The 22,658-nt window shown below is 69.9% G+C and carries 25 protein-coding genes; 16 read left to right on the top strand and 9 right to left on the bottom strand.

The genetic code is table 11. The annotated features are described in order from the left end of the window. Window positions 1-3: 3 nt before the first annotated feature. From lepB to ACQP1K_RS21400, 4 genes are all read left to right on the top strand, one after another. Entirely contained in the window at window positions 4-612 is a 609-nt protein-coding gene (gene lepB / locus ACQP1K_RS21415) for a signal peptidase I (RefSeq protein WP_433497487.1), read from the top strand. A 90-nt stretch (window positions 613-702) separates the two neighbouring features. After that, window positions 703-1,428, top strand: a complete 726-nt coding sequence (locus ACQP1K_RS21410; RefSeq protein ID WP_433497486.1) for a ribonuclease HII — start codon at window positions 703-705, stop codon at window positions 1,426-1,428. A 39-nt stretch (window positions 1,429-1,467) separates the two neighbouring features. Further along, on the top strand, window positions 1,468-1,791 hold the full coding sequence (locus tag ACQP1K_RS21405) for a DUF2469 domain-containing protein (protein WP_036327164.1): 324 nt from the start codon (window positions 1,468-1,470) through the stop codon (window positions 1,789-1,791). Window positions 1,792-1,867: 76 nt separating this feature from the next. After that, a complete protein-coding gene (locus tag ACQP1K_RS21400) occupies window positions 1,868-2,434 on the top strand; it encodes a murein hydrolase activator EnvC family protein (protein ID WP_433497485.1) in 567 nt (188 codons plus the stop codon). Here ACQP1K_RS21400 and ACQP1K_RS21395 read toward each other — a convergent pair. From ACQP1K_RS21395 to ACQP1K_RS21375, 5 genes are read right to left on the bottom strand one after another with little or no spacing between them, the layout of a single operon-like run. Then, window positions 2,419-3,351, bottom strand: coding sequence for a tyrosine recombinase XerC (locus ACQP1K_RS21395; protein ID WP_433497484.1), 933 nt, complete (start codon window positions 3,349-3,351; stop codon window positions 2,419-2,421). The two genes, ACQP1K_RS21400 and ACQP1K_RS21395, sit on opposite strands and share 16 nt — an antisense overlap. 1 nt (window position 3,352) lies before the next feature. After that, window positions 3,353-3,553 carry a hypothetical protein gene (locus ACQP1K_RS21390; RefSeq protein WP_433497483.1) on the bottom strand — a complete coding sequence of 67 codons (201 nt, stop codon included), beginning with the start codon at window positions 3,551-3,553 and terminating at the stop codon, window positions 3,353-3,355. Between the two features lie 47 nt (window positions 3,554-3,600). Next, window positions 3,601-4,833, bottom strand: a complete 1,233-nt coding sequence (gene dprA, locus ACQP1K_RS21385) for a DNA-processing protein DprA (protein WP_433497482.1) — start codon at window positions 4,831-4,833, stop codon at window positions 3,601-3,603. Next, window positions 4,833-6,392, bottom strand: a complete 1,560-nt coding sequence (locus ACQP1K_RS21380; RefSeq protein WP_433497481.1) for a YifB family Mg chelatase-like AAA ATPase — start codon at window positions 6,390-6,392, stop codon at window positions 4,833-4,835. The genes dprA and ACQP1K_RS21380 overlap by 1 nt, the downstream gene beginning before the upstream one ends. 1 nt (window position 6,393) lies before the next feature. Then, the gene (locus ACQP1K_RS21375) at window positions 6,394-6,747 is read right to left on the bottom strand and encodes a YraN family protein (protein ID WP_433497480.1); all 354 of its coding nucleotides are present in this window, start codon (window positions 6,745-6,747) and stop codon (window positions 6,394-6,396) included. A gap of 485 nt (window positions 6,748-7,232) precedes the next feature. Between ACQP1K_RS21375 and rpsB the strand changes: the two genes are divergently transcribed. The 5 genes from rpsB to ACQP1K_RS21350 all read left to right on the top strand — a co-directional run bounded on the left by rpsB (window position 7,233) and on the right by ACQP1K_RS21350 (window position 11,570). Next, window positions 7,233-8,174 (top strand): 30S ribosomal protein S2, encoded by a 942-nt coding sequence (gene rpsB, locus ACQP1K_RS21370; protein WP_433497479.1) that lies wholly within the window; start codon window positions 7,233-7,235, stop codon window positions 8,172-8,174. Between the two features lie 142 nt (window positions 8,175-8,316). Further along, the gene (tsf, locus tag ACQP1K_RS21365; protein WP_433497478.1) at window positions 8,317-9,150 is read left to right on the top strand and encodes a translation elongation factor Ts; all 834 of its coding nucleotides are present in this window, start codon (window positions 8,317-8,319) and stop codon (window positions 9,148-9,150) included. 123 nt (window positions 9,151-9,273) lie between these two features. Further along, entirely contained in the window at window positions 9,274-9,972 is a 699-nt protein-coding gene (gene pyrH / locus ACQP1K_RS21360) for a UMP kinase (protein WP_433501610.1), read from the top strand. 9 nt (window positions 9,973-9,981) lie between these two features. Next, window positions 9,982-10,539 (top strand): ribosome recycling factor, encoded by a 558-nt coding sequence (gene frr / locus ACQP1K_RS21355; RefSeq protein ID WP_433497477.1) that lies wholly within the window; start codon window positions 9,982-9,984, stop codon window positions 10,537-10,539. 128 nt (window positions 10,540-10,667) lie between these two features. Next, the gene (locus tag ACQP1K_RS21350) at window positions 10,668-11,570 is read left to right on the top strand and encodes a phosphatidate cytidylyltransferase (RefSeq protein ID WP_433497476.1); all 903 of its coding nucleotides are present in this window, start codon (window positions 10,668-10,670) and stop codon (window positions 11,568-11,570) included. 15 nt (window positions 11,571-11,585) lie between these two features. Here ACQP1K_RS21350 and ACQP1K_RS21345 read toward each other — a convergent pair whose 3' ends face one another. Beyond that, window positions 11,586-12,638, bottom strand: a complete 1,053-nt coding sequence (locus ACQP1K_RS21345) for a suppressor of fused domain protein (RefSeq protein ID WP_433497475.1) — start codon at window positions 12,636-12,638, stop codon at window positions 11,586-11,588. Window positions 12,639-12,821: 183 nt separating this feature from the next. Here ACQP1K_RS21345 and rlmN point away from each other — a divergent pair, with 183 nt between their 5' ends. Further along, window positions 12,822-13,910: a 23S rRNA (adenine(2503)-C(2))-methyltransferase RlmN gene (gene rlmN / locus ACQP1K_RS21340; RefSeq protein WP_433501609.1), complete on the top strand. Its 1,089-nt coding sequence runs from the start codon at window positions 12,822-12,824 to the stop codon at window positions 13,908-13,910. 3 nt (window positions 13,911-13,913) lie between these two features. On the opposite strand, the gene ACQP1K_RS21335 is transcribed toward rlmN, so the two are convergent. Together ACQP1K_RS21335 and ACQP1K_RS21330 are read right to left on the bottom strand one after the other, a co-directional pair. After that, window positions 13,914-14,576, bottom strand: coding sequence for a hypothetical protein (locus ACQP1K_RS21335; RefSeq protein ID WP_433497474.1), 663 nt, complete (start codon window positions 14,574-14,576; stop codon window positions 13,914-13,916). Next, window positions 14,573-15,328 (bottom strand): ABC transporter ATP-binding protein, encoded by a 756-nt coding sequence (locus ACQP1K_RS21330; RefSeq protein WP_433497473.1) that lies wholly within the window; start codon window positions 15,326-15,328, stop codon window positions 14,573-14,575. Before ACQP1K_RS21330 ends, ACQP1K_RS21335 begins: the two co-directional genes overlap by 4 nt. Window positions 15,329-15,398: 70 nt before the next feature. Between ACQP1K_RS21330 and ACQP1K_RS21325 the strand changes: the two genes are divergently transcribed. Beyond that, window positions 15,399-16,196, top strand: coding sequence for a cyclase family protein (locus tag ACQP1K_RS21325; protein WP_433497472.1), 798 nt, complete (start codon window positions 15,399-15,401; stop codon window positions 16,194-16,196). A 102-nt stretch (window positions 16,197-16,298) separates the two neighbouring features. On the opposite strand, the gene ACQP1K_RS21320 is transcribed toward ACQP1K_RS21325, so the two are convergent. Further along, a complete protein-coding gene (locus tag ACQP1K_RS21320; RefSeq protein WP_433497471.1) occupies window positions 16,299-16,787 on the bottom strand; it encodes an Lrp/AsnC family transcriptional regulator in 489 nt (162 codons plus the stop codon). A gap of 240 nt (window positions 16,788-17,027) precedes the next feature. Here ACQP1K_RS21320 and ACQP1K_RS21315 point away from each other — a divergent pair, with 240 nt between their 5' ends. From ACQP1K_RS21315 to ACQP1K_RS21295, 5 genes are all read left to right on the top strand, one after another. Continuing rightward, complete coding sequence (locus ACQP1K_RS21315) at window positions 17,028-18,464, top strand: gamma-aminobutyraldehyde dehydrogenase (RefSeq protein ID WP_433497470.1); 1,437 nt, start codon at window positions 17,028-17,030, stop codon at window positions 18,462-18,464. Between the two features lie 47 nt (window positions 18,465-18,511). Continuing rightward, window positions 18,512-19,660 (top strand): ABC transporter ATP-binding protein, encoded by a 1,149-nt coding sequence (locus ACQP1K_RS21310; RefSeq protein ID WP_433497469.1) that lies wholly within the window; start codon window positions 18,512-18,514, stop codon window positions 19,658-19,660. A 61-nt stretch (window positions 19,661-19,721) separates the two neighbouring features. Beyond that, on the top strand, window positions 19,722-20,981 hold the full coding sequence (locus tag ACQP1K_RS21305) for a polyamine ABC transporter substrate-binding protein (RefSeq protein ID WP_433497468.1): 1,260 nt from the start codon (window positions 19,722-19,724) through the stop codon (window positions 20,979-20,981). Continuing rightward, the gene (locus ACQP1K_RS21300) at window positions 20,978-21,841 is read left to right on the top strand and encodes an ABC transporter permease (protein ID WP_433497467.1); all 864 of its coding nucleotides are present in this window, start codon (window positions 20,978-20,980) and stop codon (window positions 21,839-21,841) included. Before ACQP1K_RS21305 ends, ACQP1K_RS21300 begins: the two co-directional genes overlap by 4 nt. Continuing rightward, window positions 21,838-22,641, top strand: coding sequence for an ABC transporter permease (locus ACQP1K_RS21295; RefSeq protein ID WP_433497466.1), 804 nt, complete (start codon window positions 21,838-21,840; stop codon window positions 22,639-22,641). The genes ACQP1K_RS21300 and ACQP1K_RS21295 overlap by 4 nt, the downstream gene beginning before the upstream one ends. Window positions 22,642-22,658: the final 17 nt, after the last annotated feature.

The raw sequence follows: 22,658 nt of genomic DNA, 5'->3' as shown, positions 1-22,658 counted from the left end.
GCAATGACGAAGACGGGCAAGACCGAGACGACGGACGAGACCGAGAAGAAGGGGTCGGGGCTCCGCGACACGATCCTGTACGGACTCGGCGGGATCGTGGTGGCCCTACTGGTCCACGCGTTCGTCATGCAGACGTTCTACATCCCCTCCGGGTCGATGGAGAACACGCTGCTGCTGAACGACTACGTGGCGGTGAACAAGCTCGCCTACAGGTTCGGCGACGTGGACCGGGGCGACATCGTCGTCTTCAAGGGCTGGGATGGCGAGGACACGATCAAACGGATCATCGGCGTCGGCGGCGACACCGTGAAGTGCTGCGACACCAAGCGCCGGATCACGGTCAACGGCACCCCGCTCGACGAGGAGGGCGCCTATCTGTATCCGGGGGTCTACCCCTCGGGGCGCAAGTTCGAGGTGAAGGTGCCGCCGGGACGGCTGTGGCTGATGGGCGACCATCGGAACAACTCCATGGACTCCCGTACGTTCCTGGAGAACGGGCATCTGGGCACGATCTCGGAGGACGACGTCATCGGCCGGGCCTTCGTCCGCTTCTGGCCGTTCTCACGCTTCTCCTGGCTGTCGCCGCCGGAGACTTTCGCCGCGGTTCGCTGATCTCGCTTCCCGATTCACCTGGACTTTCGCCCGAGGTGGCGGCTCGGGTCGTATCGCTGAGGCGGAATGGGGCGTAATCTGCTTGTCGTCATGACGCCTTTGTATCGTCCGCGTCCCAGTGTGGTGCGGCGGGATTCTGGACTGTACGGCTACGAGCGGGCCCTGGCACGACGGGGGTTCACGCCGGTCGCCGGGGTGGACGAGGCGGGCCGCGGCGCCTGCGCCGGGCCGCTGGTGGTCGCGGCCGTGGTGCTGGGACGGGAGATCGACGGCCTGGCCGACTCGAAGCTCCTCACCGAGGCCGCCCGCGAGCGCCTCTACGACGACATCACCGTGAAGGCGAGGGCGGTCGGCGTCGTCGTCATCCCCCCCGAGGAGATCGACGCAGGGGGGCTGCACAGGTGCAACGTGGCGGGGATGCGCCGGGCGGTGGCGGGACTGGGCATCGATGTCGGCTACATCCTGACCGACGGATTCCCGGTGGCCGGGCTTCCCGCACCGTCGCTCGCCGTGTGGAAGGGCGACCAGGTCGCGGCCTGCGTCGCGGCGGCCTCGATCGTGGCCAAGGTGACCAGGGACCGTCTGATGCGCGGCCTGGACGAGGTGTTCCCCGAGTACGGCTTCGCCGTCCACAAGGGTTACGTCACGGCCGGCCATCGACGGGCTTTGGCCCAACATGGACCCAGTCCCCATCACCGGTTCTCGTTCGTGACGGTGGCCAGGGTGACTCGTGGAGCGGAGATCCAGGACGCGGGCCCGTCGACCGGGCAGGATGGGGGCATGCAAGAGAATGAGGTGGGGGCAGGTGTCGTCTGAAAGGGCGATCGCGACGGGGAGCGGAAGAGGAGGTCCGGAGTGAGCGCGGAAGATCTCGAGAAATACGAGACAGAGATGGAGCTGCAGCTCTACCGGGAGTACCGCGACGTCGTGGGACTGTTCACCTACGTCGTGGAGACCGAGCGGCGCTTCTATCTGACCAACTCGGTGGATCTCGACGTCCGGACGGCCGAGAACGGTGACGTCTTCTTCGACGTGAAGATGCAGGACGCCTGGGTGTGGGACATGTACCGTCCGGCGCGCTTTGTGAAGAACGTGCGGGTCGTGACCTTCAAGGACGTCAACATAGAGGAGCTGGCCAAGCCGGATCTGGAGATGCCCAAGGAGGGATTCTCGAGCTGACCGTTGTCGGACCCGGTTTTCCCCAGAACCGGGTTCGGCGGGCGGGGGGTCCGTCCGCCTGCCGCACTGTTGTGGCATGCGCTCGGTCATCTGCCTGCTCGCCTGCCTCGTGACCACCCTGTCCGGAGCCGGCCCCGTGTCGAGGCCGCCGCTGCCCGCCGGCGCGGCCGACGGCCCGGACGGCGGATCGCCGGCCCCGGCGGCGGCGCCCTGGCGTCGCCCGCTCGGTGTCCGCGGCCAGGTGATCAGGGGTTTCGACCCGCCGCCCCGGCCGTGGCTCGCCGGCCACCGCGGTGTGGATCTCGCGGCGCGGGCCGGCGATGAGGTCCGTGCGGCCGGTCCGGGCATCGTCGGCTACGCCGGCCGGGTGGCCGGACGGGGAGTCGTCGTCATCGCGCACCAGAACGGGTTGCGCACCACCTACCTGCCGGTCCGGGCGTCGGTGGCGCCCGGCGGCCGGGTGGCCGCGGGTGACGTGATCGGGGTGGTCGAGGACGTCGTGGGACATTGCCGGAGGGTCTGTCTCCACTGGGGGCTCCTCCGGGGAAGGAGCTACCTCGATCCCCTTGCGTTGTTCGGCCTCGGCCGGGTCCGCCTGCTGCCGTCCTGGCCGGGGCCGGGGGAGGGTCAGGCCCGTGGATGAGCCTGCCGATACGCGGCTCTGAGCCGTTCGACGGACACGTGCGTGTAGATCTGCGTGGTGGACAGCGACGCGTGACCGAGCATCTCCTGAACGCTGCGCAGATCGGCTCCACCCTCGAGCAGGTGGGTGGCCGCGGTGTGCCGGAGACCGTGCGGGCCCATGTCCGGCGCTCCGTCGATCTCCGCCAGCCGCGCGTGCACGATCCGCCTGACCGTGCCCTGGTCGATCCGGCCGCCGCGCACGCCGATGAAGAGGGCGGGCCCGGTGCTCTCCCGGACCAGCGCCGGCCTGCCGCGCACGCACCACGCGTCCAGCGCGCGCAGCGCGGGCGCTCCCACGGGCACCGTCCGCTCCCTGCCGCCCTTGCCCAGCACCCGCACGGTACGGCGATCGCGGTCGACGTCGTCCAGGTCGAGGCCGCACAGCTCGCTCACCCGCACACCGGTGGCGTAGAGCAGCTCCATGATCGCCTGATCGCGCAGGTCGCGGGGATCGCCGGAACTCGCCCGCTCGGCCGCGGCTCCGTCGAGTACGGCCCGGGCCTCCGCCTGATCCAGCACCTTGGGCAGGCTCCGGCGCGGCTTAGCGGTGCCCAGCAGCAGCCCGGGATCGCCGTCCGACCAGCCGCGCCGGTGACAGAAGGCCGTGAAGGCCCGCGCGCACGCCGTCCGGCGTGCCAGCGTCGCCCGGGACAGCCCGGCCCGATGCTGATCTCCCAGCCAGTCGCGGAGAGCGGCGACGTCCAGAGCGGCGATCGCCTCCAGGCCCGTGCTCTCCCGCTCGGTGGCCGCCAGGTGCGCGAGCAGCGAGGCGATGTCTCCCAGGTACGCCCTGACGGTGTGCGGCGACAGGCCTCGCTCCAGGCGAAGGTGACGCTCGAACTCCGCCAGGACCGGCTCGAACCCGTGGGAGGACATCTCAGGCCGCCCCGAGTCGATCCTGGATCGAGTGCGGGCGACCCGGTTCCCCGTGCCCGCGGAGGCGCTCCCGCCGCTCCTCGCGTTTTTCCCGATCGGCGGTGGACGGCCTGATGTCCGCCGCCCGGACGTCCCAGCGGGCGGCCGGGGCGATCTCCCCGCCGTCCCCCGCGTCGATCGTCGCCGAGATGCGGACTGTCATGGATCGCATGCTAACCGCCGTCCCTTTCGCGATCTCGATGAATCGGACTACCGGGAGCGGCGCAGCCGCCAGCCGCGGTTCGACTGCTCCACGAATCCGGCGGCGGCCAGCCCGCCGAGGCAGGCGAGGGCCGTGGTGAGATCCACCCCGGCGGCGACGGCGACGGCGGCGGGCCCCGTCCCGCCGCGCGCGGGCACCGCCTCCAGCACCCGTCTCGTCTCGTCGTTCAGCGCGTCCCGGGGGAGCACGGGCCCCCGGGGGCGCGGGGCGAGGTCGGTACCGATGGAGCCGACCAGATCGATCACTTCGTCGGCGGAGGTCACGCAGACCGCCCTGCCCTCCCTGATCAGTGCGTGACACCCCACCGAGGTCTCCGAGGTGACCGGGCCGGGCACGGCCATCAGATGCCGGTTCAGGTCGGCGGCGTGCCCTCCGGTGTTGAGCGCTCCGCTGCGCGCCGCGGCCTCGACGACGACCGTGCCGCGCGACAGCGCGGCGATCACCCGGTTGCGTACGAGAAACCGCGGCCTGGTGGGATGGCAGCCGAGCGGCCATTCGCTGATCACAAGGCCGTGCGAGCGCACGGCGCGGAACAACTCCTCATGAGCCGTCGGGTAGCAGACGTCCGTACCGCAGGCCAGCACGGCCACCGTCGCGGCCCCGGCCGCCAGCGCGCCGCGATGGGCGGCGCCGTCGATCCCGTAGGCGCCGCCGCTGATCACCGACCAGCCGCGCTCGCCGAGTCCCGCGCCGAGTTCACTCGCGACCGTCGTCCCGTAGGCGGTCGCGGCCCGTGCTCCGACTATCGAGACGGAGCGCAGACAGGCGAAGCGCAGGTTGGCCCGGCCGTCGAGCCACAGTCCGAACGGCCGCCGGTCGGCGAGATCGTCGAGCTGGGTGGGCCACTCGGCGTCGCCGGGGACCACAAGCCGGGCCCCCTGCTCCAGCCCCGCCGCGAAAAGGGCCTCGGGATCCGTGTAGCGGGCGGCCCATCCCGCGACGAGCCGGGTGAGATCGAGACGGCGCCGCGACGCCGAAGCGAGCTCGGCCTCCCGCCGCGCGAACTCCGGCTCCAGCCCACCGCGCCTGGCCTGTTCCAGAGCGGACACCGGGCCGTACGCGGCGATCAGCCGGCCCATCACGGGATCGCCGGCCTCGGCCATGCGCATGAGCGCCGACCGGGCCGCCCGCTCCTCCTCCCGGGCGTGATCCTCCGGGACGTCGTGCCGGGCCTTCGCCCGATCCCCGCCCCGTCCCGTCTCCTCCAGTGGTTCGCGCATCAGTCCACCCCCAGCCACATCGCCAGCGCCCCGGACGTCTCCCGCTCGCCGGGGATCTCCCGGCCCGCGAGGTCGGCCAGGGTCCAGGACATGCGGAGCACCCGGTCGAGCCCGCGCGCGCCGAGCGCGCCGAGGTCGAGGCCACGGTGCAGCGGGGCGAGCGCCGCGCGCGGCAGGCGGAACTCGTCGTGCAGGGCGGCGGACGGCACCTCGGCGTTCGCCCGCCACGGCGTCCCGGCCAGCCGCCCGGCGGCCCGTTCCCTCGCGAGCAGGACCCGCCGCGCCACGACCTCGGTCGACTCGGCGAAGTGCCGGTCCGCCAGCAACTCGGCCCGGGTGGCCCGGCCGACCCGCACCTTCACGTCGATCCGGTCGAGCAGCGGGCCGGACAGCCGCGCCAGATAGCGCCGCCGGGCGCCCGGCGTGCACCGGCAGGGTTCCCGCGGCGTCCCCGGCCGGCCGCAGGGGCACGGGTTGGCCGCCAGGACGAGCATGAAGCGAGCGGGAAAGGTGATCGTCCCGCTCGCCCGCGCGATCGTCACCGTGCCGGATTCGAGCGGTTGACGCAGAGACTCGAGCACGGAGGCGGCGAACTCGGGGGCTTCGTCCAGGAACAGCACTCCCCGGTGTGCGAGTGACACCGCGCCGGGCCGCACCGTCCCGCCGCTGCCGCCGCCCACGACCGACGCCACCGTCGCGCTGTGATGCGGAGCCATGAACGGAGGCCGGGCGAGCAGCGGCCGACCGGCGGGGAGCGTCCCCGCCACCGAGTGGATCGCCGACACCTGCAGGGCCTCTTCGCGGCCGAGCGGGGGCAGCAGGGCCGGCAGCCGCTCGGCCAGCATGGTCTTGCCGGTTCCCGGCGGGCCGACCATCCAGAGGTTGTGCCCGCCCGCGGCGCACACCTCCAGGGCCCTGCGCGCGAGCGGCTGACCGGCCACGTCCCGCATGTCAGGCACACTCTCCGCCGGGTACCCATCGGCGGCCCCGGTGGACGGTCCGGACGGTGCGGACGGTCCGGCGGCGATCGGCGGGCGGTTCGGATCGCCGGTGCGCAGCCACCGCACGAGCTCGCCGAGGCGGGCGACGGGGAGCACGGTGACGCCGGGCACGAGGGCCGCTTCCGCGGCGTTGCGCGCGGGCACGACGACCGTGCCGATCCCCGCCTCCGCCGCCGCCAGCACGGCGGGCAGCACGCCCCTGACCGGCCGCACCCCGCCGTCGAGCCCCAGCTCGCCGAGGAACAGCGGATCCGCGATGCGGTGCGCCGGGACGGCCCCGGCCGCGCCCAGCACGGCGACGGCGATGGCCAGATCGAAGATCGAGCCCCGCTTGGGCAGGCTCGCCGGGAACAGGCTGACCGTGATCCGCGTGTCAGGCCAGGCGAAGCGACTGTTGATCAATGCCGAGCGCACCCGCCCGCGCGCCTCACTGGTCGCGGTGTCGAGGAGGCCGATGAAGTGCGTGCCCGCGACTCCGGGCCCCACGTCGGCCTCGACCTCGACCATCCGGCCGGTGACGCCCACCAGCGCGACGCACCGGGTCCTCGCCACGGCCATGTCAGATCACCCCGCGTTCGTGGCGTACGGCGAAGTCGCCGGCGAACCGCTCCAGCGCGACCACGTCGACCCGGACCGCGCCGAACGTCTCGGACTGCCCGGCCAGCCACCGGCCCGCCAGGCGTCGCAGACGACGCAGCTTCTCGTGGGTGACCGCCTCGAACGCGGTGCCGTGGCTGCGGCCGGAGCGGGTCTTCACCTCCACGACGACCAGGGTTTCGCCGTCCCTGGCGACGATGTCGATCTCTCCCTGTGAGCATCGCCAGTTGCGGGCGAGAATTCGCATGCCACCCGCCTCAAGGAAGTCCGCTGCGAGCTGCTCGCCGCGTCTGCCCAGCCGATCTTTCGCGGCCATGTGACCACCTCCGGCTCCGACGGTCGCCGACCGGGGGCCGCCCTCGTTGACCCGAACGGCATTCTGTGGACAACCTCCCGCGGAGGATCGGGGCCGAATGGCCCGCGCGCCCGCGGGGCGGCCACTGGTCGGGTGAGCCCGCCGAGGCGGGGCGGCCATCACGCCGGATGGCGACGGCTCAGCGGATGGGCCACGGGGGGCTGACGAAGCGATCGTCACCTGATAAGGCGGATCCGTATAGACTGTTCGACGGCCTGCTTGTGCGGGCCGAATTCGCACGCCCGTTCACGGGAATGTCCGCGCGGATCGCGAGATCGCGCGAGACACGACCAGGGGCCGTCTCCTCGGTCCGGACCGGGGCGTGTTCACCAGAACACGACCTTGCCCGGTGAAGACGGCCCGGGGCGTCAGGACGCGGGCAACGGGCCCGCGTGACCAACCGAGGCCAGTGCCCACGGGCACGCGACCATGGAGGAAACAGCACCATGGCCCCTGTCGTAACAATGCGGCAGCTTCTTGAGAGCGGCGTCCACTTCGGCCACCAGACGCGCCGGTGGAACCCCAAGATGAAGCGCTTCATCCTCACGGAGCGCAACGGCATCTACATGATCGACCTGCGTATGTCGCTGTCGTACATCGACCGCGCGTACGACTTCGTGAAGGAGACCGTCGCGCACGGCGGCACGATCATGTTCATCGGCACCAAGAAGCAGGCTCAGGAGGCTATCGCCGAGCAGGCGGCGCGCGTCGGCATGCCGTACGTCAACCAGCGCTGGCTGGGCGGCATGCTCACCAACTTCTCGACCGTGCACAAGCGGCTCCAGCGTCTCAAGGAGCTGGAGGAGCTCGACTTCGACAACGTGGCCGGCTCCGGGCTCACCAAGAAGGAGCTCCTCATGCGCCGCCGCGAGAAGGAGAAGCTGGAGCGCACCCTCGGCGGCATCCGCGACATGGCTCGCGTCCCGAGCGCGATCTGGATCGTGGACACCAAGAAGGAGCACATCGCGATCAACGAGGCCAAGAAGCTCGGCATCCCGGTCGTCGCGATCCTGGACACCAACTGCGACCCCGACGAGGTCGACTACCCGATCCCGGGCAACGACGACGCGATCCGCGCCGTCAGCCTCCTCACCCGTGTGGTCGCCGACGCCGTGGCCGACGGACTGATGACCCGCGCCGGCGCCTCCCGGGGTGAGGAGAAGCCGGCGGCCGGCGTCGCCGTCGCCGAGCCGCTGGCCGAGTGGGAGCGCGAGCTGCTCGAAGGCTCCGCCCCCGCGGCCGAGGCCGGCGAGGCTCCCGCCGCCGAACAGGTCGCCGAGCAGGCAGCCGGACAGCCTTCGGAGCAGGCCGCCGAGCAGAGCGAGCAGAGCGCTCAGGCCGAGCAGAGCGCTCAGGCCGAGCAGAGCGCTCAGGTCGAGCAGGCCTGACACACGCTCCCGCCGTCGTACGGCCGAGCCGTACGGGAACGGCGACACGCATCATCAGGCGGGCGCCCGGCCGCTGGGAACACCGGCGGGCGCCCGCCCCCATGACGATTCGCATCCTGGTCCTGAAGAGGAAATCAGAACAATGGCTTCCGTGAACATGGCCGACGTCAAGCGGCTTCGCGAGATGACCGCCGCCGGCATGATGGACTGTAAGAAGGCGCTCGAGGAGGCCGAGGGCGACTTCGACAAGGCCGTCGACATCCTGCGCCTCAAGGGCGCCAAGGACGTCGGCAAGCGCGAGGCGCGCACCGCCTCGAACGGCCTGGTGGCCGTCAAGCACGAGGGCGACTCCCTGGCAGCGCTGCTCGAGCTCAACTGCGAGACCGACTTCGTCGCCAAGAACGAGCGCTTCCAGCAGCTCGCGGGCGACATCGTCGCGCATGTCCTGGCGACCAAGCCCGGCGACGTGCCGACCCTGCTGGAGTCGCAGCTGGACGGCAAGACCGTCAAGGAGCTGCTCGACGAGACGAACGCCACGCTCGGTGAGAAGATCGAGATCCGTCGGTTCTCCGTGCTCGACGGCGGGTACATCGTGTCGTACATGCACAAGACCGACCCGCAGCTTCCGCCGGCGGTCGGCGTGCTGATCCAGCTCGACCAGCCGAACGCCGAGGTCGCCAAGGACATCGCGCAGCACACCGCCGCGATGGCGCCGAGGTTCCTGAGCCCCGCCGAGGTGCCGGCGGAGGTGATCGAGAAGGAGCGGTCGCTGTTCGAGCAGATGACCCGCGAGGAGGGTAAGCCCGAGCCGGCCATCGCGAAGATCGTCGAAGGCCGGGTCAAGGGCTGGTGCAAGGACTTCACGCTGCTGGAGCAGGCGTTCGTGAAGGACAACAAGAAGACGATCGCCAAGGTCGCGGACGAGGCCGGTGTCAAGGTTCTGGCTTTTACCCGGTTCAAGGTGGGGCAGGCTTAGGCTTACCGACACAAGCCGTTGACCCTGGGACATTTCGAGGAGGCCGCCGCCGTGCAGGAAAACATCAGACCCGCTACGCCGGCGGCTTCGTCGTACGACGGACCGCTGCGCTGGAAGCGGGTGATGCTGAAGTTGTCGGGAGAGGCGTTCGCCGGGGGCGACGCGCTCGGCATCGACCCGCTCGTCGTCGCCCAGCTCGCCGACTCGGTCGCCGAGGCCGTCCGTGAGGGCGTGCAGGTGGCGGTGGTCGTCGGCGGCGGCAACATGTTCCGCGGCGCCGCCCTGTCCGAGCAGGGCATGGACCGTGCCCGTGCCGACTACATGGGCATGCTCGGGACCGTCATAAACTGCCTCGCTCTGCAGGACTTCCTGGAGAAGCGCGGGATCGACACCCGGGTGCAGACCGCGATAACGATGCAGCAGGTCGCCGAGCCGTTCCTGCCGCGCAGGGCGATCCGGCACCTGGAGAAGGGGCGAGTGGTGATCTTCGGCGCCGGGCTGGGATCGCCGTTCTTCTCGACCGACACCTGTGCGGCGCAGCGGGCTCTGGAGATCGGCGCGGAGGCGTTGCTGAAGGGCACGCAGGTCGACGGCGTCTATGACGCGGACCCGCGCAAGAACCCCGATGCGGTACGGTTCGACCAGCTTGAGTACGGTGAAGTGCTGACGCGAGGTCTCGGGGTCATGGACGCCACCGCGATCAGCCTCTGCATGGACAACGGCCTGCCCATCGTGGTCTTCGATCTGATGGGCGAGGGCAACATCCTGCGGGCGGTTCGCGGTGAGAAGATCGGCACGCTGGTGAGTCCGGCAGGGAAATAGGGAGCCGCAGTGATCGACGAAACCCTCCTCGAGGCGGAGGAGAAGATGGAAAAGGCGGTGGCGGTCGCGAAGGAGGACTTCGCGGGCATCCGCACCGGCCGCGTCACCCCCTCGATGTTCAACAAGATCAACGTGGACTACTACGGGTCGCCGACTCCGATTCAGCAACTCGCGTCGTTTCACGTTCCCGAGGCCCGGATGGTCCTTGTCCAGCCGTACGACAAGGGCTCGCTGAACGCGATCGAGAAGGCCATCAGGGACAGCGATCTCGGGGTCAATCCCGGCAACGACGGCACGGTCGTCCGCGTGGTGTTCCCAGAGCTGTCGCAGGAGCGCCGCAAGGAGTACGTCAAGATAGCGCGGAACAAGGCGGAGGGCGCCCGGGTCTCCGTACGGAACATCCGCCGCCACGCCAAGGAAATCCTGGACAAGATGGTCAAGGACGGCGATGCCGGTGAGGACGAGGTCCACCGTGCGGTGAAGGAGCTCGACGACCTCACCCACAGGCACGTCGCGAAGATCGACGAGCTGCTCAAGGGCAAGGAAACCGAGCTGCTCGAGGTCTGACCGACACCTCGGCCGCGGGGAGCGCCGGACGTGCCCCGGGCCGAAGGACCGGTACGACCGTGATCCTTGTGTCGCGCCGCGCGACGGCGGCGCGGCACAAGGATCACGCGTATAGGGAGTAGGACGTTTTGGACGCAACGGCCGCCACCTCGGAGAACGGGCCCGACAGGAAGCCGGCCGCCGGTGACGGCGCCTCCGGAGCGGCCGCGGCCGCCGGGGGCGGGAACCGTACGGGCCGGAACCTGCCGGCGGCCGTCGCGGTCGGCGTCGTGCTCGGCGCGGTCGTCATCGGCTCGCTCTACATTGTCAAGGCGGCCTTCCTGGTCGTCGTCCTGGCCGCCGTGGGCGTCGGCGTGCACGAGCTGGCCAAGGCGCTCGCGATCCACGGCATCCGGGTGCCGGTGGTGCCGCTGCTCGCCGGCATGGCGGCGATGGTCGTCGGCCCCTACTGGGGCGGGGTCCCCTTCCTTGTCGGCGCGTTCGCGGTGACCGCGATGGTCCTGCTGGTCTGGCGGATGTTCCAGGGCGCGGACGGCTTCGTCAGGGACGCGACGGCGAGCATGTTCGTCGCCGTCTACCCGGCGCTGTTCGCTGGGTTCGTGCCGCTGCTGCTGAGACCGGAGGACGGCGCCGACCGGGTCGTCATCTTCATCGCGGTGACGGTCTGCAGCGATATCGGGGGATATTTCGCCGGCATCTTCTTCGGCAAGCACCGGATGTCGCCGCTCATCAGTCCCAAGAAGACGTGGGAGGGCTTCGCCGGATCGGCGCTCGCCTGTGTCGTCGCCGGGGCGTTACTCGTCCATTTCCGGCTCGACTCCGGCTACTGGCAGGGGGCGGTCCTCGGCGCGGTCGTGGTCGTCTGCGCCACCCTCGGGGATCTGGTCGAGTCGGTGATCAAGCGCGACCTCGGCATCAAGGACATGAGCTCACTGCTGCCCGGCCACGGCGGAGCCATGGACCGCCTCGACTCCCTGCTGTTCACGCTCGTCCCGGTCTGGCTGCTGCTGACGCTCCTCGTCGGCCCGTGACCGTGCACCACGCCGTCAGCCGCGGTGCCGTACGGCCAGGCGCGCGGTGAGCGCCGCGTGCCCCTGCTCCGCGGTGAAGCGGAGTTCGGCCTCGGTGAGCGGGAACAGCCACAGCCAGCGGACCGGTTCACCCCCAAACGCGAATCCCGACATATCCGGAAATCCTGACGTATCGGGAAATTTCGGTGCCTCGGAGAGCATGAGAACCCCCTGATACTCCCGGCCCAGTGGAAAGACGCCGGCCTCCCGAAGCCATCGGGCCGTGTGGCCGTGCCCCAGCCAGGTCACCGATCGCCAGGGGTACCGGCCCAGCCAGGCGAACAGCCGGGTGACCGTCCTCGGATCCCGCCGCGTCGCCACGGCGAGCTCCACCCGGCAGGCCGTGTCGTAGAGCTCGGCTCCCGGCATCCGTTGGCAGCTCATGCCCACCGTCGACAGGATGGTGTGATCGCGTGCCGCCGTGGCGGGGCGTTCCGTCACACCGAGCACGGGCAGCCCGTCCCCGCCGATCTCCCAGTAACGACCCGGCGGGCCGACCCTGCCGTCCAGGTGGCCCATCACGGACTGCTGGAACGAGGCCCGGCTTCCCGCCGCCTCCCGCCACCGCCAGTGGGCGCGCGCCTGGGCGACGCGGGACGACAGGCCCTCCATCGCCTCGGCCAGCGGCCACGCGAACGGCGACTCGCCCACGGCGTCCCGCGCGTAACCGGGCATCCCGCGGTCCATGTCCGCCCAGCTCGGAATGACGGCCAGCAGCTCGCCGTTCTCGAACAGGGCGACGCCGTCACCCTCCTCGAACCAGAGAACGGACAGCACGGCCGCGTCCAGCGGCGGGGTGCCCGCCGGGCGGGCGGTGGCGTTCGCCGGCAGCACGGGCGGCAGTCCCGCGCCGATCCTGGCCGGGTCGGCCACGTCCGGAGCCGGGCGGTGATTGGCCAGCCAGACCGCTCCGCGTACGGCGCCCCGAGCGTCCCGCAGGTAGGCTACGGACGACTCCCGGTCGGTTTCGACTGTGAGAGTGCGGCTCCGGTATGGATTGGGGCTGGTGAGCACGGTGGTGATGTCCACCCGTCAACCTCCGGGTCGCCTCCGCGAACAGGCCGTCAGACCGAATGTAAGCCCGGTTGCTGCCGTCGTTAAGACCGTGTTCCACCAACCATGAGATCGGAAGGTTTCCGCGTGAGCGAGCAGCCGACCACCACGCAGCCGACCACCACGCAGCCGGCCGGCGGACAGACCCGCCCCGGCCAGTTGACCCTCGTCGCGCCGCGTCGCGCCAGGCCGCCGCGTCATCTGGCGGATCTGACCATGGCCGAGCGCCGGGAGGCGGTCGCCGAGCTGGGGGAGAAGCCGTTCCGCGCCGATCAGCTCTCGCGGCACTACTTCGCCAGGCTCACGGCCTCCCCCGAGCAGATGACCGATCTGCCGGGCGTGCTGCGCGAGCGGGTGGTCGAGCGGCTCATGCCGCCGCTGCTGACGTCCGTACGCGAGATCACCTGCGACGGCGGCATGACCCGCAAGACCCTGTGGCGACTGTTCGACGGGTCGCTGGTCGAGTCGGTGCTCATGCGCTATCCCGACCGGGTCACCATGTGCGTGTCGTCCCAGGCCGGCTGCGGGATGAACTGCCCGTTCTGCGCCACCGGCCAGGCCGGTCTCACCAGGAACATGTCCACCGCCGAGATCGTCGAGCAGGTCGTCGCTGGCGCCAGGTCGCTGGCGCGCGGCGACGTTCCCGGCGGCCCCGGCCGGATCGGCAACATCGTCTTCATGGGGATGGGCGAGCCGCTGGCCAACTACAAGGCCGTCATCGGCGCGATCCGCCGCCTCGTCGACCCCGTGCCCGCCGGTCTCGGCATCTCCGCCCGGGGCGTCACGGTCTCGACCGTCGGCCTGGTGCCCGCCATCGACAAGCTGGCGGGCGAGGGGCTGCCCGTCAGGCTCGCCGTGTCCCTCCACGCGCCCGACGACGAACTGCGGGACACGCTCGTGCCGATCAACACCCGGTGGAAGGTGTCCGAGGTGCTCGCCGCCGCCTGGCGGTACGCGCGGACGACCGGACGCCGGGTCTCCATCGAGTACGCGCTGATCAAGGACATCAACGATCAGGAATGGCGCGCCGACCTGCTGGGCCGCCTGCTCAAGGGCAAGCTCGTGCACGTCAACCTCATCCCGCTCAACCCGACGCCCGGGTCGAAGTGGACGGCCTCACGCCCGGAGGACGAGCGGGCCTTCGTCCGCAGGCTGGAGTCGCACGGTGTCGCCGTGACCGTACGGGACACCCGCGGCCGGGAGATCGACGGTGCCTGCGGCCAGCTCGCCGCCGCTAACCCGTCGTGACCGTCACGGACGGGTCAGGCGAAGACGTGCGTAGCCGGCCAGGCCGAGGGCGGGCCACAGCAGCGACTGCACCGTGATCAGGGGCAGCTCGGCGAGCAGGACGCCGTGGTGTGCGTCGCGCATCCAGGTCAGCAGCGGGACGCCGAGCCAGCGGGTCCCCGACATGCTGATGAGCAGCATGACCAGGTAACCGAGGATCAGGGTCATGCTCGAGACGGCGGGGGACGCGATGATCGGGCGGCTCGTCAGCGCCCCGAGCGCCACACCTGCGATCACCGACAGCAGGTGCAGGCACGCGCCGGCGGCGAGTACGGCAGCGCCGGGGGCGGCCGACAGACGCAGGACGAGCGCCGTCATGGCGACGGCGGCCAGCACGAGGTCGTACGCTCCGGCGGCCAGCAGTCCGCCGGCCACCTCCGACCGGCCGGCGGCCGTACGAGAGATCATCCGCTGCTCGTCCGGCTCGCTGTCGAGCAGCCCGCGGGCGGCCCAGGCGAACACCGGGACGAGGATGGCGGCCGAGTCCGCCGCCGCCCCCAGCTCGGCGCCGGGCGGGACCGGCGCCGCGTAGAGGATCGCCAGCAGCGGAAGCAGCCCGATGAGGGGCTGGACGGCCCGGTGGGAGCGCGTGTAGGCGGCGAGCCGGAATCGGACCAGGGCGATCATCGGCCCGCCGCCGTACGGATCGTCCGGACGTGGTGGCCTTCGGCCCGTAGCCGCTCGGCCAGATCGACGGCCTTCGACGCGGCCACGCGGACCTCGAGCACCGTGTCCGGCTCCGCGGCGCCGGACAGGTCGTCCGGGTGCTCTTCGGCGACGGGGACCTCGCGGACGGTCCCGTCGCTTACCTCGTGCCGCCGTCTTGCGGGAAGCGCGCGCAGGTCGCCCTGGTGGTCGCTGACGACGACGATGCCGCCTCCCGCCGCCACCTCGCCGATGACGCGCGGCAGCTCGGCGCGGGTGGCCGCGTCCAGGCCGGCGAAGGGCTCGTCGAGGACGAGCAGCCCCGGTCGGCACAGCAGCGCCTGGGCCAGGCCCACCTTGTGGGCGCTGCCCTTGGACAGGTCGTGCAGCCGCCGGCCGAGCAGGTGATCGATGCCGAGCCGTTCCGCCCATTCCCCCGCGGATCGCGGATCGACGCGGCGGACGGCGGCCATGTGCCCGAGGTAGGCGGCGACGGTGAACGGCTGGCCCACCGGGAAGCGCTCCGGGGCGTATCCGACCACGGCGGGCCGATCCTCGATCACGCCCCTGACGGGTCTGAGGAGTCCGGCGAGCAGGCGCAGGAGAGTGGACTTGCCCGTGCCGTTGATCCCGGTGATCTCGACGACGTCACCGCCGCCGAGGTTCAGCTCCACCCCGGACAGCACCCATGGATCCCGCCGCCCGTAGCGGAAGGAGAGGTTGGCGACCCGCATGTGCACAGGAGCTTATATCCACATTTCCGTACCCGTCGGGTAATCCGGTGATCGCGGTGACCCGTGGGTCGTGGGGACCGCGGACGCGTTCAGCGAGAAGATCGGTGACGATACGTTCTCCACGCTGCCGGAGAACCTGGACGGAACGCGTTCCATCGCCATGGGAGGCGACATGCTGATCGACCTGACGGTGCCGATGGCGACCGGGATGCCGGTCTACCCCGGGGATCCCGAGGTGACGATCGAACCGGCGCTGACGGTCGCGGCCGAGGGGGTCAACGTCCTCGGCCTGCGCCTCGGGTCGCAGTCGGGCACCCACGTGGACGCGCCTTACCACATCGACGACGCGCTGCCCACGCTGGCGGACCTGCCCCTCGACCGGTTCGCCGGTCCGGCGGTCGTCGCCGACGTGCGGGGCCTGCCGCCGCGCGCGCCGATCACGCCGGAGGCGCTGGCGCCGGCGCTGGCGTCCGCGGGTTCACGGCCGGGGACGATCCTGCTGATCGCCACCGGCTGGGCGGAGCACTGGGGGGACGAGCACTACCTGGCGCACCCGTGGCTCACCGTCGAGGCGGCCGAGCGGATCGTACGGTCGGGGACGCTGACGGTCGGGATCGACGCGCTGAGCGTGGACCCCACCCCAGCCGGCGAGATTCCCGCCCACCGCGTCCTGTGCGGGGCGCACGCCGTCATCGCGGAGAACCTGCGCAACCTCGACGACCTCCTGGCCGCCCAGACCGCGGGGCATGAGATCGAGGTCTTCCTGCTGCCGCTCCGGCTCGGCTCAGCCGACGGCGCCCCCGTCCGTGCCGTCGCCCGCGTCACCGCCGAGGTCACGAGCGGCCCCCGGGACAGACCCGGCACGTGACCGGGTCCACGGCTCGACGGACGCCACCGGCACCTCCGGACGGAAGCGCACGCCCACTTCGCACCGATCGGCTTCGGGGAACCGGGCTCGGGGGGAGACGGTCTAACGAGTGCCCCAGGAGTAGGTCTGCTTGTGCAGTTTCAGGTAGACGAACGTCTCGGTCGCCCGCACGCTGGCGATCGCCCTGATCTTGCCGAGGATCTCCAGCAGGTGGGTGTCCCCCTCACAGACCACCTCGACGATGAGGTCCACCGAGCCGGCCGTCAGCACCACGTAGTTGATCTCCTTTATCGAGGAGAGCTCCTCGGCGACGGCGTCCAGGTCGCCCTCGCACTTGATGCCGATCATCGCCTGCCGGGGGAATCCGAGCGACAGGGGATCGGTGACCGCGACGATCTGCATCACACCGAGGTCGAGCAGCCGCTGCACCCGCTGGCGTACCGCGGCCTCGGACAGCCCCACGGCCTTGCCTATCGCGGCGTACGGCTTGCGCCCGTCGGTCTGAAGCTGCTCGATGATCTGTTTGGAGATCTCGTCGAGCGTCACTGGCCCGCCCTTGCCGGGCGCGCGTACCTTGGACGGATTGGTCATCCTCGGGGGGGTGTCCTCTCTGGGGGATGGAGTGGGACGGGAGACGGGCTGTCACCGATGTGACCTCGCGTTACAGGGTAGTTCCCGACGTCGTGTGATCAGGATCCGACAGGTTGTCAACTCCGCTGCTCACGGCAATCGAATTCGTAGCGATTTGGTATCTTAGCCACGGATTCCCTTGTAGTTGTCTGTTTTCTCTGTCAGAGTCGCGACAACTCCAGCCACCTCAACAGGAGGTCAATGTTGACCACCCGTCTCCAGAACTTCGTGAACGGGAAGTTCGTCGACGCCGTGAGCGGGCGCTTCTCCGACGTGGTCGACCCTACGACGGGCGAGGTCTACGCCCAGGCGCCGGTGTCGGGCCGAGAGGACGTCGACGCGGCCTACGCCGCCGCCACCGCCGCCTTCGAGACGTGGGGCCAGACGACGCCGGGTGAGCGGGCCGCGCTGCTGCTGAAGATCGCCGACGCGATCGAGGCGCGGGCCGACGAGATCAATGAGGCGGAGTGCCGCAACACCGGCAAGCCTCGGGCCCGGATGGCCGAGGACGAGACGCCGGTGGGCGCCGACCACTTCCGGTTCTTCGCCGGGGCGGCCCGCACAATCGAGGGCCCGACCGCCGGAGAGTTCCTCGCCGACCACACGTCCATGATCCGGCACGAGCCGATCGGCGTCATCGGCCAGGTCACGCCCTGGAACTACCCGATGATGATGGCGGTCTGGAAGATCGCTCCCGCGCTCGCGGCCGGCAACACGATCGTGCTCAAGCCGTCGGACACCACTCCCGCCTCCACGCTCAAGCTCGCCGAGATCGTCGGGGACGTCCTCCCGGCGGGCGTCTTCAACGTCGTCACCGGGGACCGTGAGACCGGTGCGCTGGTCGTCGGCCACCCGAGCGCGGACATGGTCGCGATCACGGGCTCCGTCGGCGCGGGCATGGCGGTCGCCCGGTCGGCGGCCGACGATCTCAAGCGCGTCCACCTGGAGCTCGGCGGCAAGGCGCCGGTCGTGGTGTTCGACGACGTCAAGGACATCGGGGCCGTGGCGGCGGCGATCGCCGAGGCCGGCCTCTACAACGCCGGCCAGGACTGCACCGCCGGCTGCCGGGTGCTCGTCCAGGAGAGCGTCCACGACGAGTTCGCCGCCGCGCTCACCGAGGCGGTGGCCGCGACCAAGATGGGCGGCCTGGACGACGAGGACGCCTACTTCGGCCCGCTCAACAACGCCGCGCAGCTCGCCAGGGTGGAGGGATTCTTCGCGCGCAAGCCCGACCACGCGAAGGTCCTGACCGGCGGACACCGGGTCGGCGACAAGGGGTTCTTCTTCGCGCCGACCGTCGTCGACGACCTCCGCCAGGACGACGAGATGATCCAGGACGAGATCTTCGGCCCGGTCATCACGATCCAGACGTTCACCGACGAGGCGGACGCGCTGGCCAAGGCGAACGGCGTGCGGTACGGACTGTCCGGCTCGGTGTGGACCTCCGACCACGGCCGGGCCATGCGCATGTCCCGGCGCCTGGACTTCGGCGTGGTGTGGGTCAACACCCACCTCCCGTTCGTGTCCGAGATGCCGCACGGCGGCTTCAAGCACTCGGGCTACGGAAAGGACCTTTCGGTCTTCGGCCTGCATGACTACACGCGCGTCAAGCACGTCATGCACTACATCGGCGAGTAGGCCACGATCGGCCGTACGGCCTATCGACAAAGAGGGATAAGCCTGGAATGACAGACATCCAGGCGGGCACGGGGGCGGTCGTTGTGGCCGCCCCCGTATCAGCAGAAGTGCCCGCCATCGAGCTCGACAGCGTCGTCAAGGAGTACGTGTCACACGGAGAGGTCGTTCAGGCCGTGAAGGGGGTAAGTCTCTCCATCGCCGAAGGCGAGTTCTTCTCCCTCCTCGGTCCGTCCGGCTGCGGCAAGACCACGACGATGCGGATGATCGCCGGGTTCGAGGAGCCCACACGGGGGAGCGTCCGGCTGCGCGGCGAGGACGTCACCGACGTGCCGCCGAACCGGCGTGACGTGAACATGGTCTTCCAGTCGTACGCGCTGTTCCCGCACATGAGCGTGTGGGAGAACGTGGCCTTCGGGCTCAAGCGCAAGAAGGTCCCCGCCGACGAGATCAGGCGCCGTGTCGGCGACATCCTGGAGGTCGTGGACCTGGTCGGCCGGGAGAAGCGCCGCCCCAGGGAGATGTCCGGCGGCCAGCAGCAGCGTGTCGCGCTCGCCCGCGCGCTGGTCAACCGGCCCCGGGCGCTGCTGCTCGACGAGCCGCTCGGCGCGCTCGACCTGAAGCTGCGCCAGGCCATGCAGATCGAGCTCAAGCGCATCCAGCGCGACGTGGGCATCACGTTCGTGTACGTCACCCACGACCAGAGCGAGGCGCTCACGATGAGCGACCGCATCGCCGTGATGAACGACGGGCTCGTGGAGCAGCTGGCCGACCCGCGCGAGATCTATGAGAGGCCGGCGACCAAGTTCGTCGCCGGGTTCATCGGCACCTCCAACCTGCTCAGCGGCACGGTACGGAAGGTGACCGGCGCGACGGCGGTGCTCTCGTTCGGAGCCGGCGACCAGATCGTGGTCCCGGCCGACGGCACGGCGACCGTGGGCGACAAGGTGGACCTCACCGTACGGCCCGAGAAGATCACGATTTCGACGGAGCAGCCGGCGGGCGACCTGAGCATCGTGCGCGGCACGGTGGCGGAGGTCGTGTACCTCGGGACCTACAACAGCTACACGGTGGTGCTCGCCGACGGCGCCGAAATCACCGTGTTCCAGCAGAACGCGCACGACAGCACCATCACGGCCGGGCGAGGCGACACGGTGTGGCTCTCCTGGCAGCCCCGGCACTCCTACGCGCTGAGGTGACCACACCGATCACCGCGCGGTACCCAGAGCAGGCACAGCAACTCCCCCGGAGCGCAACCCCATGAACGACCCCTCCAGGCAGGATCTCGCCTTCCTCCGCGGCATGACCGGACGGCGCCTCGGCCGCCGCGACGCCCTGCGCCTGAGCGGCCTGTCGGCCGCGGGGCTCGCCCTCGCCGCCTGCGGTGTGCAGGGCAAGAGCGTGTCGCGGCCCACCTCCTCCGCGCAGGTGGAGTCCGAGGTGGACAAGTACTGGTCAGGAAAGACGCAGAACGGCCACATCGACTTCGCCAACTGGCCGCTCTACATGGATCCCAAGCTGCCCGAGCTCAAGGAGTTCACCAGGCGGACCGGGATCACGGTGAACCACAAGGAGGTCATCCAGGAGACCGGGACCTGGTACGCCAAGATCCAGCCGCAGCTCGCCGCTGGGCAGTCCATCGGCTACGACGTGATGATCGTCACCAACAGCTACCAGCTCACCCAGCTGATCAAGCTGGGCTACCTGGCGCCGCTCGATCACGCCCGCCTGCCGAACTTCGCCGAGAACGCCGGGGAGCAGTACAAGCAGGGGGCGTTCGATCCGGGCAACGTGTTCACCGTCCCGTACGCCTCGGGCATGACCGGCATCGCGTACAACCCGAAGTACGTCGACACCCCGCCCACGAGCTACTCCGCGCTGTGGGATCCGAAGTACAAGGGCAAGGTCGGCATGATGGCCGACTCGCAGGAGATCGCGAACTTCGCGTTGTTCCTGCTCGGCATCGACCCGGCCACCTCCACCCAGGCCGACTGGGAGAAGGCGGCCGAGAAGCTCAAGGAGCAGCGCGACTCCGGGATCGTCCGGAAATACTACGACCAGTCGTACATCGATCCGTTGGCCAAGGGCGATATCTGGATCACCCAGGCGTGGTCGGGCGACATCTTCCAGAAGAACCTCTCCGACGGCACCGACCTGAAGTTCGTGATTCCGGACGAGGGCGCCACGATCTGGACCGACAACTTCATGATTCCGATCACGGCGGCCAACCCGGTCGACGCGATCATGATGATCGACTTCTTCTACGAGACCGACATCGCGGCGAGCATGGCGGAGTACATCAACTACATTCCGCCGGTCCCCCGGGCCAAGGACGTCATCCTCGACAAGGCGGCGAAGGCCTCCGGGGACGACAAGAAGGAACTCGAGACCATCGCCAACAGCCCGCTGGTGTTCCCGAGCCGGGAGGACTACGCCAAGCTGCGTAACTACGTCACCCTCGACACCGGCGACAAGCACAAGAAGTTCGAGAGCGTCTTCCAGCCCATCACCACCTCATGAGCAGGCTCAGGGCGGCGCTCACGCCGTACGCGCTGATCTTCCCGGGCGGCATCTGGCTCGCGATCTTCTTCGTGGTCCCGATGGTGGTCATGCTGTCGCTGTCGCTGCAGTCGGGCAGCGTGGAGGACGGCTACGCGTTCACCTTCAACTGGCGCTCCTACGCTGACGGGCTGACGAACTACCACGACCAGATCATCCGTTCGGTGATCTACGGGCTGGCCTCGACCGTGATCCAGATCGTCATCGGATTCCCGGTGGCGTACTGGATCGCGTTCAAGGGCGGCAGCCGCAAATCGGTCTACCTGTTCCTCCTGCTGCTGCCGTTCCTGGTGTCGTTCGTGCTGCGGACGATCTCCTGGCAGTTCCTGCTGTCGGACAACGGCATGCTGCTCGGCCCGCTCAAGGGCATCGGGCTGCTGCCGGAGGACTTCCGGGTGCTGGCCACGCCGTACGCCGTGATCGGCGGCCTCGCGTACAACTTCCTGCCGTTCATGGTGCTGCCGATGTACGTGGCGCTGGAGCGGATCGACCCGCGGGTCCTTGAGGCGGCGCGGGACCTGTACGCGAGCCGGATCCAGACGTTCCTGCGCGTGGTGCTCCCGCTGTCGCTGCCCGGCGTTTTCGCCGGTGTGCTCATGACGTTCGTGCCGGCGACCTCGGACTACGTCAACGCCTCGGTGCTCGGCGGGACGAACACCACGATGATCGGCAACGTCATCCAGAACCAGTACCTGATCACCCAGGACTACCCGACGGCCTCGGCGCTGTCGTTCACGCTGATGGCGCTGTTGCTGGTCGGCATCTTCGCCTACGCCAGGGCGCTGGGCACCGAGGACGTGCTGGAGGTGGCGGCCCGATGAGCGTGCGCGCGCCGGGGCGCAGGCCGCTGCTGGGCGGTCGCGGACTGCAGATCTTCACCTGGCTGGTGATCGCCTGGCTGCTGCTGCCGATCGCCGTGATGATCCTGTTCGGGTTCAACGACACCCAGGGCCGCTACAACACCGCCTGGCAGGGCTTCACCCTCAAGTGGTACGGCAAGATGTTCGAGATCGGCGACCTCACCGAGGCCCTGAAGAACTCGCTGCTCATCGCCCTGCTGACGATGGTGATCGCGGGGGTGCTCGGCTCGCTGATCGGCCTGGCCCTGGGCCGGTACCGCTTCCGCGGGTCCGGGGCGATGAACGTGGTCATGTTCGCGGCGATCTCCTGTGCCGAGATCGTGATGGGCGCCTCGCTGCTGTCGCTGTTCGTCACGCTCGCCCTGCCGCTGGGGTTCTGGACGATCGTGATCGCGCATGTGATGTTCTCGATCTCGTTCGTCGCCGTGACGGTCCGGGCCCGGGTGATGACGCTGGACCGCTCGCTCGAGGAGGCGGCCAGGGACCTCGGCGCCGGCACCTGGACCACGTTCCGCCTGGTCACCCTGCCGATGATCTTCCCGGGTGTGCTGGCGGGGTCGATGCTGGCCTTCGCGCTGTCCATCGACGACTTCGTGATCACCAACTTCACCGCCGGCGGCACGCTGACGTTCCCGCTGTGGATCTGGGGCTCCACGCGCGTGGGCATTCCGCCCCAGGTCAACATCATGGGCACACTGATCTTCGCGGGTGGCGTGCTGATCGCCGTGGTCAACGCCCTGATGACCCGCCGTCGCGGCTGATGCCGCGGATCGAATCG

Source organism: Sphaerimonospora sp. CA-214678 (genome assembly GCF_050942215.1).
Classification (GTDB): domain Bacteria; phylum Actinomycetota; class Actinomycetes; order Streptosporangiales; family Streptosporangiaceae; genus Sphaerimonospora.
This window is presented reverse-complemented; position numbering and strand designations above follow the sequence as displayed.